Origin of the sequence: Pseudovibrio sp. POLY-S9, from assembly GCF_001431305.1 — a bacterium.
GTDB lineage: Bacteria > Pseudomonadota > Alphaproteobacteria > Rhizobiales > Stappiaceae > Pseudovibrio.
This window is the reverse complement of the sequence record NZ_LCWX01000145.1, coordinates 193,419-207,306: the sequence shown is the minus strand read 5'-3', so window position 1 is coordinate 207,306 and position 13,888 is coordinate 193,419. Positions and strand designations below refer to the sequence as shown.

12 protein-coding genes are annotated in these 13,888 nt (G+C 51.8%); 7 read left to right on the top strand and 5 right to left on the bottom strand.

Annotated elements, in window-relative coordinates; translation table 11 throughout:
• Positions 1–754 (top strand): ATP-binding cassette domain-containing protein (locus tag PPL9_RS33290; RefSeq protein WP_208989349.1); only part of this gene is annotated, 754 nt, incomplete at its 5' end.
• A complete protein-coding gene (locus PPL9_RS13215; RefSeq protein ID WP_057463121.1) occupies positions 754–2,067 on the top strand; it encodes an HlyD family type I secretion periplasmic adaptor subunit in 1,314 nt (437 codons plus the stop codon). The genes PPL9_RS33290 and PPL9_RS13215, both read left to right, overlap by 1 nt.
• Positions 2,068–2,166: 99 nt before the next feature.
• Here the strand turns inward: PPL9_RS13215 and betB are convergent, their stop codons facing one another.
• Genes betB through betI form a run of 3 tightly spaced genes read right to left on the bottom strand, consistent with a single transcriptional unit; the run spans position 2,167 to position 5,966 of the window.
• The gene (gene betB / locus PPL9_RS13210; protein WP_193775898.1) at positions 2,167–3,630 is read right to left on the bottom strand and encodes a betaine-aldehyde dehydrogenase; all 1,464 of its coding nucleotides are present in this window, start codon (positions 3,628–3,630) and stop codon (positions 2,167–2,169) included.
• A gap of 48 nt (positions 3,631–3,678) precedes the next feature.
• Positions 3,679–5,328, bottom strand: coding sequence for a choline dehydrogenase (gene betA, locus PPL9_RS13205; protein ID WP_057463119.1), 1,650 nt, complete (start codon positions 5,326–5,328; stop codon positions 3,679–3,681).
• 35 nt (positions 5,329–5,363) lie between these two features.
• A complete protein-coding gene (gene betI / locus PPL9_RS13200) occupies positions 5,364–5,966 on the bottom strand; it encodes a transcriptional regulator BetI (RefSeq protein ID WP_057463118.1) in 603 nt (200 codons plus the stop codon).
• Between the two features lie 272 nt (positions 5,967–6,238).
• Between betI and PPL9_RS13195 the strand changes: the two genes are divergently transcribed.
• From PPL9_RS13195 to PPL9_RS13175, 5 genes are all read left to right on the top strand, one after another.
• Positions 6,239–7,195, top strand: a complete 957-nt coding sequence (locus tag PPL9_RS13195) for a choline ABC transporter substrate-binding protein (protein ID WP_057463117.1) — start codon at positions 6,239–6,241, stop codon at positions 7,193–7,195.
• Positions 7,196–7,401: 206 nt separating this feature from the next.
• Entirely contained in the window at positions 7,402–8,250 is an 849-nt protein-coding gene (gene choW, locus PPL9_RS13190; RefSeq protein WP_057463116.1) for a choline ABC transporter permease subunit, read from the top strand.
• A complete protein-coding gene (gene choV / locus PPL9_RS13185; RefSeq protein WP_057463115.1) occupies positions 8,247–9,290 on the top strand; it encodes a choline ABC transporter ATP-binding protein in 1,044 nt (347 codons plus the stop codon). Before choW ends, choV begins: the two co-directional genes overlap by 4 nt.
• Before the next feature lie 200 nt (positions 9,291–9,490).
• Positions 9,491–10,651 carry a DUF898 family protein gene (locus PPL9_RS13180; RefSeq protein WP_057463114.1) on the top strand — a complete coding sequence of 387 codons (1,161 nt, stop codon included), beginning with the start codon at positions 9,491–9,493 and terminating at the stop codon, positions 10,649–10,651.
• Positions 10,652–10,653: 2 nt separating this feature from the next.
• The gene (locus tag PPL9_RS13175; protein WP_057463113.1) at positions 10,654–11,772 is read left to right on the top strand and encodes a M48 family metallopeptidase; all 1,119 of its coding nucleotides are present in this window, start codon (positions 10,654–10,656) and stop codon (positions 11,770–11,772) included.
• A gap of 41 nt (positions 11,773–11,813) precedes the next feature.
• Here the strand turns inward: PPL9_RS13175 and PPL9_RS13170 are convergent, their stop codons facing one another.
• Positions 11,814–12,776, bottom strand: coding sequence for a M14 family metallopeptidase (locus PPL9_RS13170; protein WP_057463112.1), 963 nt, complete (start codon positions 12,774–12,776; stop codon positions 11,814–11,816).
• A gap of 48 nt (positions 12,777–12,824) precedes the next feature.
• Entirely contained in the window at positions 12,825–13,751 is a 927-nt protein-coding gene (locus PPL9_RS13165; RefSeq protein ID WP_057463111.1) for a LysR family transcriptional regulator, read from the bottom strand.
• Positions 13,752–13,888 lie beyond the last annotated feature (137 nt).

The window sequence follows — 13,888 nt, the reverse complement described above, 5'->3', positions numbered from 1 at the left end:
TCTGGACAGTGTGGCATGTGGTCCGGTTGGTATCCGTCAGCCAATCGTGCAAGGCATCTCGTTTAGTCTTGCGGCTGGCGAAGGTCTTGGCGTTATTGGCAAGTCCGGTTCTGGCAAGTCAACATTGTCCCGCTCGATTGTCGGCATCACCAATGCTCTGACAGGATCAATCCGGTTTGATGGCTCAGAGCTTGATCAATGGACGTCGGAGCGCATCGGTGAATTTGTTGGCTTCTTGCCGCAGGACATTCAATTGTTTGATGGCACGGTTGCGGAGAATATTTCCCGGTTCAAGGAAGACGTAAACCCTGATGATGTCATCGAAGCTGCGAAAATTGCCAGTATCCATGAGTTCATCACAGGCCTGCCGGATGGTTACAACACGATTATCGGCAGTGGTGGGTATGCCTTATCTGGCGGCCAGCGTCAGCGCATCGCCCTCGCCCGTGCCATGTATGGTGAGCCTTTCCTCATCGTTCTGGATGAGCCTAACTCCAACCTGGATTCGGAAGGTGAAGCCTGTCTGACCCATGCGATCAAACTGATGCGGGGCCGAGGTAAGATCGTCATTGTCATTGCCCACCGCCCAAGTGCGATTGCGGCGGTTAATAAGGTACTCGTGCTCAATGATGGCCGACAAGCTGCCTTTGGTCCGCGAGATGAGGTTATGAAGCAACTTGTAACCCCGGTTCAAACTCAGCAAGTCCCGCAAAAAGCAGCAATTAAAGCTCCTGCCAAACGAGGAGCAGCATAATGTATAATCATTCTGAAAGTGACAAGCAGATCAAGGGTAGCATTAGATTCCATCTGATCTGCGCTGGTCTTCTGGTTGTTATCCTTGTTGGAGGCGTAGGCCTCTGGGGCGGCCTGATGGAAATCCGCGGCGCAATTATTGCTCCCGGTACCATTGTCGTTGAGACCAACACCAAGAATGTGCAGCACATGGAAGGCGGCATTGTCCGCTCCATCATGGTGACTGATGGGGATACCGTTGATGCGGGAGACACCCTGCTCCGCCTTGATGACACGGTGACCCGCGCCAACCTTGCTGTCGTGACCAAACAGCTCGACAATCTTTACTCGCAGGAAGCCCGTTTGATCGCAGAACGTGATGGAGAAGAAGAAATACTCTTCTCAACACGAGCCACAGATGATGCACATTCACAGGTACTGAACACCATTCAGGAAGGGCAACGCCGGATGATGGTCGCGAAGACCAAAAACCTGCGTGGCCGACAGGACCAGATGCGTGCTCAGATTCAGCAGTATAGAAAGCAAATTGATGGACTGTCTCAACAAAGAGATGCCAAAGAAATCGAGATCAGCCTGATCGATGGCGAACTGGAAGACCTCAACAAGTTGCTGGCCAAAAGACTGGTCACAGAGTCACGTGTCACAGCCCTCAAGCGCGAAAAAACCAAGCTTCAGGGTGAATATGGGGACTTCATAGCTCAGGTCGCTAAGACAGAAGAAGCGATCGCGGAACGCAATATTCAGATCATGCAGATCGAAGAAGATGTGCTGACAAAGACACTGGAACAGCTTCAGCAAGTCCGGGCAGAGGTTGCTCAACTTGAAGAAAAGAAGATTGCTGCACAGGACCAGCTGATGCGCATGGAAATCAAATCACCTCAGTCTGGCACAGTGCACGACCTGACCATTCACACCATCGGCGGTGTTATCGCTCCCGGTGAGGTGTTGATGCAAGTTGTGCCACGTGAAGACGTTCTGGTGATTGAAGCGCAGGTGCAGCCAATCGATGTGGATCAGTTGACACCCAATCAGGAAGCAACGATCCGCCTGCCAAGCTTTGATCAACGCACAACACCCGAGCTGACAGCTCAGGTGAAGACGATCTCACCTGATCTTTTGGAAGACCCCAAAACCGGTCTCAGCTTCTATATGGCAGAGCTGACAATCTCAGAAGATCAGCTGGACAAACTGGGTGGTAAAAATCTGGTGCCGGGTATGCCGGTTGAGGCGTTCATTCAGACAGAAAACCGCACAGTGATCTCATACATCATGAAGCCAATGGTCGATCAGATCGCCCATGCAATGCGTGAGTAGGGACGCCGTGTATCGCCGAAAAGTGGAAACCGGTTTTCGGATAAAGATACGCGACCAAGAGCCCCTACTCTGCTCATTCAAAATGATGGTTGAGGCTGTTTACCAGCCAGCCTCAACATCACCCATCTCTACATAGATGCTCTTAACCTGAGAGTACTGATCCAGCGCCCACTGACCATTCTCACGGCCAATACCGGAGTTCTTGAAGCCACCAAATGGCATCTCGACCGGGGTCAGATTGTAGTTGTTGATCCAGCAAGTGCCAGCTTCCAACTGATCAATCACACGGTAAGCACGCTGAATGTCTTTCGTGAACACAGCAGCAGCCAAACCAAACTCGGTGTTGTTGGCGCGGCGGATCACATCAGCTTCATCATCAAAGTCAAGCACACACATCACAGGACCAAAGATCTCTTCGCAAGCAATGCGCATGTCGTCTTTGACTTCAGTGAAGATGGTTGGCTCAACAAACAGGCCGCGACCAAGACCGGCCACCTGCGGACGTCCTCCACCAGCATAGAGAACCGCACCTTCGCTCTGACCAATCGCGATGTAGTCCATCACTTTCTCAAGCTGAGCTTTGGAGACGAGCGGGCCAAGCTGTGTGTCTTCATTCAGCGGATCACCAATAAGGATCTTCTCGGTCCGCTCTTTCAGACGCTTCAGGAACTCATCCTTGATGGAAGAATGCACGAACACGCGCGTGCCGTTAGAGCAGATCTGACCGGTGGAATAGAAGTTAGCGTTCATCGCTGCAGCAACGGCATTGTCGATGTCACTGTCTTCAAATATCACCACCGGAGATTTGCCACCTAGCTCAAGGCTCATGTGCTTCAGCTGAGAAGCTGCCTTTTCAGCAACCTTCATACCGGTTGGCACGGAACCCGTCAGGGAAACCTTGGCAATTTCAGGATGGGAAACCAGAGAAGCAGCTGCTTCACGGTTTGCCTGCACCACGTTGAATACACCATCCGGCAAGCCAGCTTCACGGAAGATCTCTGCAAGCTTCAGCGCAGACAGGCAAGTCACTTCAGATGGTTTGAAGATCATCGCATTACCAGCAGCCAGCGCCGGAGCAGCTTTCCATGCAGCAATCTGAATCGGGTAGTTCCAGGCGCCAATGCCAAGGCAAATGCCCAGTGGCTCGCGCTTGGTCAAGGCATAAGAGCCACCCAGATCGATGTGTTCGCCGTTAGAGGTAGCCGCAACGCTTGCAAAATATTCCAGTGCTTCAGCACCAGAAGCAGCATCAGCCACCAGAGTTTCCTGCAGCGGCTTACCCGTATCAAGCGTTTCCAGCTCGGAAAGCTCACGGTTGCGCTCACGCATCAGGTCAGCAGCCTTACGCAGAACGCGGGAGCGCTCAGCAGGTGCCATGGAACGCCAGATCGCAAAGCCCGTCCGTGCGGATGCAACAGCTTTGGTGATGATCGCCGGTGTTGCGGAGTGAACCCGCGCAATCACTTCCTGTGTTGCTGGATAAAGGCTGAGGATCTCCTCACCCATCGTATCTTCAACGTAAGTGCCGCCAATAAAGTGAGAGCCACCAGGCTGCGCACGCAGGGATGCATTTGTCAGGTTATCTGTTTTCGTCATTTCTTAATCCAACACTTACCGTTGTTCGTTCTGCCAGTTCGGGTGTACCCACGCCTGCTTATCACTGGCAGGAAGCATACCTTTTCCGAGAATATGGTCTGCAGCCTTCTCACCAACCATGATGGAAGGTGCATTGAGGTTTCCGTTCGTAATCTGCGGGAAGATGGAGCTATCCGCAACGCGCAAACCGTCAACACCAATCACACGACATTCGCTGTCAACCACAGCACTCTCGTCATTCGTGTCACCCATCTTACAGGTGCCACACGGATGGAAGGCGCTCTCGACATGTTCTTTGATGAAAGCATTCAGTTGATCGTCGCTTTCAACGTCTTTGCCTGGTTGAATTTCCTTGCCACGGAATGGATCAAACGCCTGCTGAGCAAAGAGCTCACGTGTCAGGCGAATGCACTGGCGGAAATCTTCCCAATCGTCTTCATGGCTCATGTAGTTGAACAGCACATTCGGCTTGTCCATTGGGTCCGCAGATTGCAGCGTCACCGCACCGCGAGACTTGGAGCGCATCGGGCCAACATGAACCTGATAGCCATGGCCTTCAGCCGCCGCCTGCCCGTCATAACGCACCGCAAACGGCAGGAAGTGGAACTGAATGTCAGGGTACATCACGCCCGCTTTGGAGCGAATGAAGCCGCAGGTCTCAAAGTGGTTGGTGGTGCCCAGGCCAGATTTTGCCAGCTGCCACTGAGCTCCGATCACGCCTTTAGAGAGCAGATTCCAGTGCTTGTAAAGCGTAATCGGCTGAGTACACGCCTGCTGAATATAGAGTTCCAGATGATCCTGAAGGTTCGCACCAACACCCTTGCGATCTGCAATCACATCAATGCCCAGAGCGGACAGAGCAGCTGCATCACCAATGCCGGAATGCATCAGAAGCTTTGGAGAATTGATGGAAGATGCAGAAACGACCACTTCGCGGGAGCATTTGACCTGATGTACCTGCCCGCCACGCACATACTCAACGCCAACAGCACGTTTGCCTTCCATGAGAATACGATTAACGTGCGCACCAGAGATAATCTCCAGATTTTCGCGGCCTTTGATGGGCCAGAGGTAGGCATTGGAGGCGGACCAGCGACGGCCATTGTGCACCGTCATCTCCATATCGCCAAAGCCTTCCTGACGATAACCGTTGTAGTCGTCAGTTTTGGCGTAACCAGCCTCTTCACCAGCCTGCACAAAGGCATCGTAAAGCGGGCTCCAGCGTGTACCGCGAGAGACGTAGAGCGGGCCGGACTTTCCGCGCCAGTCTCCGTCGACCTCGGTATTCTCAAGGCGCTGGAAGTAAGGCAAAACGTCTTGGTAACCCCAGCCTTTCGCTCCCATTTCCTCCCAGCTGTCAAAGTCGCAGGCATTACCGCGCACATAGACCATGCCGTTGATGGAGGAAGAGCCGCCAATCACCTTACCACGTGGCAAAGCAAGCTTACGCCCATCCAGATGCGGCTCGGGCGCGCTCTCATAGCCCCAATCGTAGCGGGACATGTTCATGGGATAGGACAAGGCAGCGGGCATTTGGATAAACGGACCGATATCCGTACCACCAAACTCCAGCAAAACCACCTTGTTTTGGGGATCTTCAGAAAGACGGTTTGCCAGGGCGCATCCAGCAGAGCCGGCGCCTACAATAATGAAATCTGCAGTCATTGTATTCTCTTGGGCTTGAAGCCGTATTCCAGTTATTATTGTGTAGTTTCTGTCGTTTCAAAGCTGTCGAAACATTTCTTCACGTAGTCCTGAACCAGCATTGTTGCCGGTGACCCGTCAGGTCGGTTTGTCGTTAGCACGCATTGCAGCCAGAGCCCGTCAATCATCGCAGCTGTACCTTCTGCCGCTGTAATCGCCGTCTCACGATCTGTGACGCGGTGGTATTCCGCAGTGAGGTTCGAGATCAGCCGTCGGTGGTAGATCTGAAGCAACCGGCGTGTTCCCGGTTCCGTTCGCGCCACCACATAAAACGCAAACCACGCCGAGATAACGGAGGGCTGAAACTGCTCATCGCTGAAGTTGGTATGGATGATCGCATCGATCCGCTCCATAGGGGTTTTCGTCTTCAGCAAGCGCTTGCGGGACTGCTTGCTCAAGTCCGTCAGCAAAAAGCTCATGGTCGCGTTGAAGACAGCTGCCTTCGAGCCAAAGTAGTGATGTGGCAGACCCGTCGAAACGCTGGCATTCTTGGCAATATCTGCCATTGTCGTCGCTGCGTATCCCTTTTCATGGATCGCTTTGATCGTTGCCATAATTATCGAGGTTTTGCGTTCCTCTTCCATTCCGACCTTAGGCATTTGCGCCGAACTCACTCCAAGATTATTTTTATTGAACGTTCAATCAATAAAAATAGTTCTTAGAACATTTCGGAGCTTTTGAAAAGTATTGCACTCAGATTTATCGTAATTAATATCTAACGGAGAGGTTGCCTTTAGTCCATCGGGTGTTTATTAGCTTTAGTGAACGAAGGAATTTGAAAATTTAATTGTCGCCTTGATAGTGTTTGGGACATGTTTTCTACACAATTCTACGGCTCTATTAAATAAATATCGAAATTGGGGAGATTTACATGAGTGTTGCTAGTGGCCTGATAAAGAAACTTTCTACTTCTGCTTCAGTACTATTACTAATCACTGGGTCAGCTCTCGCCGCAGAAGCGGAAGCCTGTAAAACTGTACGCTTCTCCGACGTGGGCTGGACAGACATCACCGCAACCACCGCCACAGCAACGTCTGTGCTGGACGCGATCGGTTACGAAACAGACGTAAAAGTACTTTCCGTTCCAGTCACTTATGCGTCTCTCGCAAACAACGATATTGATGTATTCCTCGGCAATTGGATGCCGACAATGGAAGCTGATATCGCGAAATATCGTGAAGCTGGCACCGTTGATACTGTTCAAACCAACCTGACTGGCGCCAAGTATACTTTGGCTGTTCCTAAGTATACCTATGACAAGGGTTTGAAGGACTTTGCGGACATCGCAAAATTCTCTGGAGACCTTGATGGCGAGATCTACGGCATTGAAGCAGGGAACGACGGTAACCGTCTGATCCTTGATATGATCGAGAAAAACGCGTTCGGTCTCGACAAATTCGACCTCGTCGAATCATCTGAAGCTGGCATGCTGTCCCAGGTCGCGCGTAAAACTCGCAAGAACCAGGACATCGTCTTCCTCGGTTGGGCACCGCACCCAATGAACTCCAATTTTGAGCTGAAGTACCTCACCGGCGGTGACGAGTTCTTCGGTCCAAACTTCGGCGGCGCTGACGTTCTGACCAACACCCGCGCAGGTTACTCTGCTGAGTGCGCGAACATGGGCAAATTCCTTCAGAACCTCACCTTCTCCCTACAGATGGAGAACGAGATCATGAACGGCATTCTGAACGACGGTGAAGAGCCAACAGACGCAGCAAAAGCATGGATCAAGAAGAACCCTGAGGCTCTTGATAAATGGCTTGCTGGCGTAACTACTTTTGACGGTAAAGACGGTCTTGCTGCTGCAAAGACTGCATTCGGCCTCTAAGGGTCATTACCGAGCATGAATTGAGAGGCGGATGCGATACACTCGCAGTCCGCCTCTTAGCGCATTATTCCAGAACACTCCGGCACCTGGAATAACCATTGCGCACTGGGGCAAGCTGCTTGTCGGTACCAATAATTTTGTATCCTGCCCTGCAAATGAAATGACGTTAACGCGTTGACACACAATAACAAAATCTGAGGTTTCCCGTGGAGTGGCTAACAGAGCACAAACTACCCATCGGCAAATGGGCCAAGTGGGGAGTTGACTGGCTCACCGACAATGCAAGTGGCTTTTTCGATGCGATTTCCGTTGCAATCGAATGGCTCATCGACAGTGTACTATGGGTTCTACAAGCCCCTCACCCGCTCGGCATTGTGGTCATTGCCACAGCTTTGGCCTTTGTGGTCAGAAGATCCTTCGTCTTTTCAGCGTTTGTTGCGGTGAGCCTGCTGCTCATCATCAACCAGGGCTATTGGGATGAAACCACAGAAACGCTGGCGCTGATCCTCAGCTCCACCTTTATCTGTATGTTGATTGGTATTCCTGTCGGCGTTTACTCCGCGCATCACCCTAAGTTCTTCTCATGGGTACGGCCTGTGCTGGATTTGATGCAAACAATTCCAACGTTTGTGTACCTGATCCCCGCCCTGATCCTGTTCGGACTGGGTGTCGTTCCAGGTCTGATTTCAACTGTCGTCTTCGCCTTGCCCGCATCCATTCGCCTGACCCAGATTGGTGTTGCCTCCACGCCGCAACATCTGCTGGAAGCTGGTGAAGCTTTTGGCGCGACCTATTGGCAGAAGCTCTTTAAGATCGAGCTGCCATATGCGCTGCCAAACATTATGGCTGGCCTGACGCAAACCATCATGTTGTCACTGTCCATGGTTGTGATCGCTGCCCTTGTTGGTGCGGATGGCCTTGGTGTTCCAACACTTCGTGCGTTGAACACAGTGAACATCGCTAAAGGATTTGAGGTTGGTATTGCAATCGTGCTGATTGCTATTGTGCTTGACCGTTTCTTCAAGAGCTCAGAAGAAAAGGGCAGCAAAAAATGACCAATCCTGTTGTTTCCTTCAAAAACCTTTCCATTGTTTTCGGCGATCAGCCCGACGCTGCCCTGCCCTTAATTGATGCCGGCAAAAGCCGCGCTGAAATTCAGGACCAAACCGGCCAGCTGGTTGGTGTTGCCAACGCGACCTTCGACATCCAGCAGGGCGAACTTCTCGTTCTCATGGGCCTGTCCGGTTCTGGCAAATCCACCCTGCTCCGCGCCATCAACGGCCTGAACAAGGTTTGCCGCGGCGAAGTGCTCGTTGCTGACGATGGCGAGCAGGTCAACCCAACCACTTGCTCTACCTCTCGCCTGCGCAAACTGCGCCGCGAACGTGTTGCCATGGTATTCCAGCAGTTCGGCCTGCTGCCTTGGCGCACTGTGCGAGACAATGTTGGCTTCGGCCTGGAACTCTCCGGCATTCCTAAGACCCAGCGTCTGGAACGTGTCGAAGAGCAGCTGGAACTTGTTGGTCTTGGCGGCTGGGGCGACAAATACGTGCATGAGCTTTCCGGTGGTATGCAGCAGCGTGTTGGTCTGGCGCGTGCATTCGCAACAGATGCGCCAATCCTGCTGATGGATGAGCCGTTCTCTGCACTCGATCCTCTCATTCGCAGCCGTCTGCAGGATGAGCTGCTGGAACTGCAGGAAAGATTGCACAGAACCATTGTGTTCGTGAGCCATGATCTCGACGAAGCCGCCAAAATCGGCAACCGCATCGCCATCATGGAAGGCGGTCATGTGGTGCAGATCGGTACACCGCAGGAAATCGTGAAGAAACCAGCGGATGAGTACGTTGAGTCCTTTGTCGCGCACATGAACCCACTCAACGTTCTGCACGCTGAAGACATCATGACAGACCTCTCTCAGATGAGCGCTGATGTGATCGTGAGCGTTGAAGAGATGCCAAAATGCGCAGCGAAGCAGATGATCCGCGAAGTGATTGAGATGAAGCGCCACAACGCTGGTCCAATCGCAGTTTATCGCGGAGACCGCCCGGTCGGTATCATTCGCGAACAGGAAATCATGGACTGCTTCGTTTAGGACGCAGAACATTCATCGATTCTACACAGGCGCATCTGCAAAGATGCGCCTGTTTTCGTTAACCTAAGAAATCCTCAGGCATTCATGGCCTAAGAGTTGCTATAGAAGAATAGTGCTCACTCAGCTTTCGAGTGTTTGCATAATTTGACGAGTGGAATTACAGAGAAAGACGTTTTTATTTAAAAATTTTGGATCGTGCCATGACTATTGACATTGCTCAGGAAAATCCGGGTTCACCAAAGCGGAGTTATATCCTCTTTTCTGGCGGTTCGTTCTTCGGACGCATTATGACATGGGTCACTTTGACGGTTGCTACATTGGGTATCTACCGTTTCTGGGCCATGACGGGCCTGCGTAGATCTCTTTGGTCCGCGACCCATCTGGAAGGCGATCATCTTCGCTACCATGGCACGGGCAAAGAGCTTTTCATTGGTTTCCTGATTGCTCTAGCAATCCTAATACCGTTCTATGCGCTCGGTTTCGGTCTCCAGTTCATGGGGCCTATTGCAACAATCGTTGGTTTCGGCATCATGTTTGTTGTTGGTTTTCTGCTGACACCATACGCACTATTTCGCCGCCGCAGATACCTGCTAACCCGCACAAGCTGGCGCGGCATTCGCTTCCACATGCAAGGCTCTGCTTGGCGTTATGTGGGCGTTTGGCTTTTCTGGACTATCCTGTCAGTCATTACTCTGGGCATTGCTCTACCATGGCGTATGGCAAAGCTGGACAGAATGCTGGCAGAAGCCAGTTATTTTGGAAATCAGCAGTTTAGCTATTCTGCAAAAGCGAAGAACTATTTTGATGCGTTGATACCTGTTTATGCGATCACGTTATTGCCCGTCGCATTTATCTTGATTGCGGCGATGTATACACAAGGTAAAGCCCTCGCCTTCCTACCGCTCGTAGTTCTGTTGTCTATGGTCCTCTGGCCTCTTGCCATGGCGAGAATCTTCCGTCTTCAGGCCAACTCCACAAAGATTGGTGATACCGGCTTCGAGAGTTATATCGGAGCTTCCAAGTTCTACGGCGCCTATATCATTCATGGTGTGATTGTTGGCGTGGGTATCTCAATTGTAGGTGCAGTTGGTACTCTTCTGGCTGTAACAGTTGGAGTCCAGCTAGAGCCACAGAGTGGCTTTTTCAGTCTGGCTTTCTTGCCAGTCTTTGCTCTTTATTATGGAGTGCTTCTGTTCGCCAACATGATGGTCCTTCAAGTCATGTTGTTTGAGTGGAAGATGAGCAGCATGGTGGTCATCAACGCCCACAGCGTAAAGGATGCGATTGCTGCTGGTGATCTGGAAAATGCAGTTGGCATGGGGCTTGCTGATACGCTTGATGCAGGGTTTGAAGTGATCTGACCATGAAGTTACTGCTTGGAAACGCTGAGTTCTTTGATGGCACGTCTGCAGCTGTACGCAACTGTCAGATCTGGTTTGACTATGATGAGATGGTCCTGACAGATCTGGCAGGCGATCAGGAATATGCGCGCTGGTCCGCGGCAAAACTGCTCTGTGATTGGACATCTCAAACCGCCATGGTGGTAGAGCTGAACAAGCCAACAAGCACTGCTTACGTCAAAATCACGAATACAGAGACCGCGCAATCCGTTGAGCGCAAAATTCGTTTAGTAGCGGGGCTTCCAAAGCGTGAAAACACAAAGAAAATTGTGTTTGGCAGCTTGGCATCCATCGCCCTGATTGCGCTTGCGCTGATTTACTTTTTACCTGCGTTTTCCAAATACGCGGTTCACAACGTGCCGAGGTCCTGGGAAGCGGAACTTGGCAAGAGCGTTGAAGAAACACTGATCCCGGCTTTGAGTGAAGAGAAAATCTGTAAAGCCTCAACGGGTCAGGCCGCTTTGGAGCAAATGGCAAAGCGCCTCACAAAGGGTATGGATTTGCCGTTTGACCCGGTGATGACAGTGGTTGAAAGCAAGATACCTAATGCTTTCGCCCTTCCTGGTGGCAGGATCACCATTCTCTCCAACACGTTGGAGGTGGTTGATAGTCCTGACGAACTGGCCGCCGTGCTGGCGCATGAGCTTGGCCATGTCAAACACCGTCACTCCATGCAGCAGCTGATAAACGTGGCGGGCACGGGAATCGTCTTTTCCATGTTCATCGGAGACTTCACCGGCGGCAGTATCGTTGCCAGTGTTGGGGAGTCTATGCTCGACAGCTCTTACTCCAGAGACATGGAGCGTGAAGCCGATCTTTTCGCTGTTCAGATGCTGGAAAACGCAGGCGTAGATTCCACCGGGCTCGCGAGCTTCCTTGAAAAGATCGCAGCAGAGCACAGTGAAGCCAATGCTCTCACACAGGCTCTGGGCTTCCTCTCCAGCCATCCGCCAACACAAGAACGCGTGAATACGCTGAATGAGCTTGCCGACCCTGGGGCAAAGAAGACGCCCGTTCTCAGTGAATGGCAATGGGAAAGCTTGAAGAATATCTGCTCTGAAACCGCAGAGTTAAGCGCTTAAATTGCGTGGCTGGGAACCAGTTTCCCAGCCCCAAAGTACTCTTAATCCAACAGCTTCCCAAGTCGTACGGCAGTCTTCCCAACCAGCAACCGGCGACTTGGCATAATCAGCACGCAGTTGTCATGCGGTGTTGCAACTGGCGTTTTTCCATCCGTCGCAATCACAGTTCCTTTCTCGGCAATGACCTCCATCCCAAGGTAATCATCGTTGAAACGGAAGTTTTTATGCTGAACCGTAACAGGTGCCACGATTTCTATTGTTTTTTGCGGAACCAGTGGCGGCTGTTCTGCAAGAAACGCCTCACCAAAATCAGCAGGCACACACTCTGTTGCACGCAGGAAACGAATAGACGCTGCAATAGCACGAGGCCCAGCCGCAGCTTCCCAATGTTGCCCTGCCTCCAGCAACAGCGCAGCCTTGGGGCTCATTGCGTCGCCAAATCCATCATAATCACGCAATCGCTTGCCTTCCTCATGGCCGGAATCGCAGATGATCCATTCAGGATCAGCTACTTGCTTGGCTAACGCACGGCCTTTCTCCTGATCGCCAGCAAGCATAAGCGGCGGATTCTTGTGCTGCATGCTATGCAAGTCCAGCAGGTAATCTACGGTATCGACAACAGGACGCACTTCGCGTGCTCGTTCCAGCTCGCGCGTCACTTCCGGGCCATTCAGCGAACAGTTTTGCCAAACGCGGTTGAAATCCTGATCCAGATAACGCGAAGCGGTTGGGTCATTCCGGTCAAACGAGTTGTAAGCCGCCACATTTATAAAAGCGAAGCTCAGCTTGCCGCGCACAGGCCGAACTTCCTGCTTGAACAACCAATCCAGAGCAACCGCACCACACGGCTCATTGCCATGCACCAGCGCAGAAATCATCACATGCGGGCCGGCAGTGCCGGAATCAAATGTGGTGATCCAATCCACTCCGGTATTGCCGACTTTGTAGGGCAGGATATCGGGAAAATCGATTTCGATAGGGTAAGCTGTACTTTCAATAATCATGGCAATGGTCCTTGAAAAGTATAGGTCACACCAGCCAAACAACCATATCTAGGCTGGTGTTGAATATGGGTCCTCAATCTCAAAGGCGCGCGTGAACTCAATGAATTTTCTGGCGATTGGCGTGCTTGGTGTCGTTGCGGGCAGTATAAAGGCGTTGAGGTAGGAGATGCGCGGCTTAAACGGCAGAAAAACCAGCGTTTCTGGATGGTTTCGCGCCACAGGAAACGGGTTGAGGACGCTGACACCAACACCTGCATGCACCAGCTCACTCACGGAGACGGCGGTAGAAGATTCGGCAACAATATTAGGCCGAATTCCCCGTTCCGCAAACATGCGCTCCAAAATCGCTCGCACAGGAAACCTTCGTGTGAGGGCGACAAAATCTTGCCCATCGAAGTCCTCAGGCTCAATAAATGCTTTGCTGGCAAGGGGATGATCCCGATGCAAAACCGCATGTGCAATGGCAGAGCGCAGCGGTTCCAGGGTTAATCCAGCGTGTTTGGATAACCCGTCGGTAATCCCCAAATCGGCATGCCCTTCAGCCACATGATTGCGAACATCCGAGGATGTACCAATCTCCAACTCAACCTTCTGCCCCGGATAAGCCTTGATGAAAGCAGCCATCACGCCCAGCAAAAAGCGGTGTGAGATTGTTGGCGGCGCAGCAAGGCGCAGCGGCTTGCTGCTGTGCTGAGAAACGAAGGTCTCGTTCTCAATCCCCGCCAACATCTCAAAAACAGCCTCAAGCTTCTCATTCAGCGCCAAAGCATCAGAGGTTGGCACAAGCCGACCGCTCTCCCGATTAAACAGTGTTTTACCGAGACGTTCCTCCAGATGCTTGATCGCGCGGCTCACTGCTGGCTGCGAAATACCGAGGCGAGCAGCAGCGGCAGTTGTTTTGCGAACGCTGATAACAGCGCGTAAAACTTCAAACTCTCGCAGGCTGAGACGGGGGCGTGTAGGGGTATCTGACATAGTTCTATGCGTTTTGATTATAAAATTTTGAATGACAATGTTGAAAACACATACTACGGTTTAAGTCAACCGCGAAGCTCTACCGGTGATTTGCCCGTTTTGGCAGAAGCACACTCATATAAAGAAGCAGCGGCATT

Bases quoted from the DNA above. Each gene is read 5' to 3' on its own strand.
- PPL9_RS13215 (WP_057463121.1), top strand. From the start codon at position 754: ATGTATAATCATTCTGAAAGTGACAAGCAGATCAAGGGTAGCATTAGA.
- betA (WP_057463119.1), bottom strand. From the start codon at position 5,328: ATGACTGCAGATTTCATTATTGTAGGCGCCGGCTCTGCTGGATGCGCC.
- betI (WP_057463118.1), bottom strand. From the start codon at position 5,966: ATGCCTAAGGTCGGAATGGAAGAGGAACGCAAAACCTCGATAATTATG.
- PPL9_RS13195 (WP_057463117.1), top strand. From the start codon at position 6,239: ATGAGTGTTGCTAGTGGCCTGATAAAGAAACTTTCTACTTCTGCTTCA.
- choV (WP_057463115.1), top strand. From the start codon at position 8,247: ATGACCAATCCTGTTGTTTCCTTCAAAAACCTTTCCATTGTTTTCGGC.
- PPL9_RS13180 (WP_057463114.1), top strand. From the start codon at position 9,491: ATGACTATTGACATTGCTCAGGAAAATCCGGGTTCACCAAAGCGGAGT.
- PPL9_RS13175 (WP_057463113.1), top strand. From the start codon at position 10,654: ATGAAGTTACTGCTTGGAAACGCTGAGTTCTTTGATGGCACGTCTGCA.
- PPL9_RS13170 (WP_057463112.1), bottom strand. From the start codon at position 12,776: ATGATTATTGAAAGTACAGCTTACCCTATCGAAATCGATTTTCCCGAT.
- PPL9_RS13165 (WP_057463111.1), bottom strand. From the start codon at position 13,751: ATGTCAGATACCCCTACACGCCCCCGTCTCAGCCTGCGAGAGTTTGAA.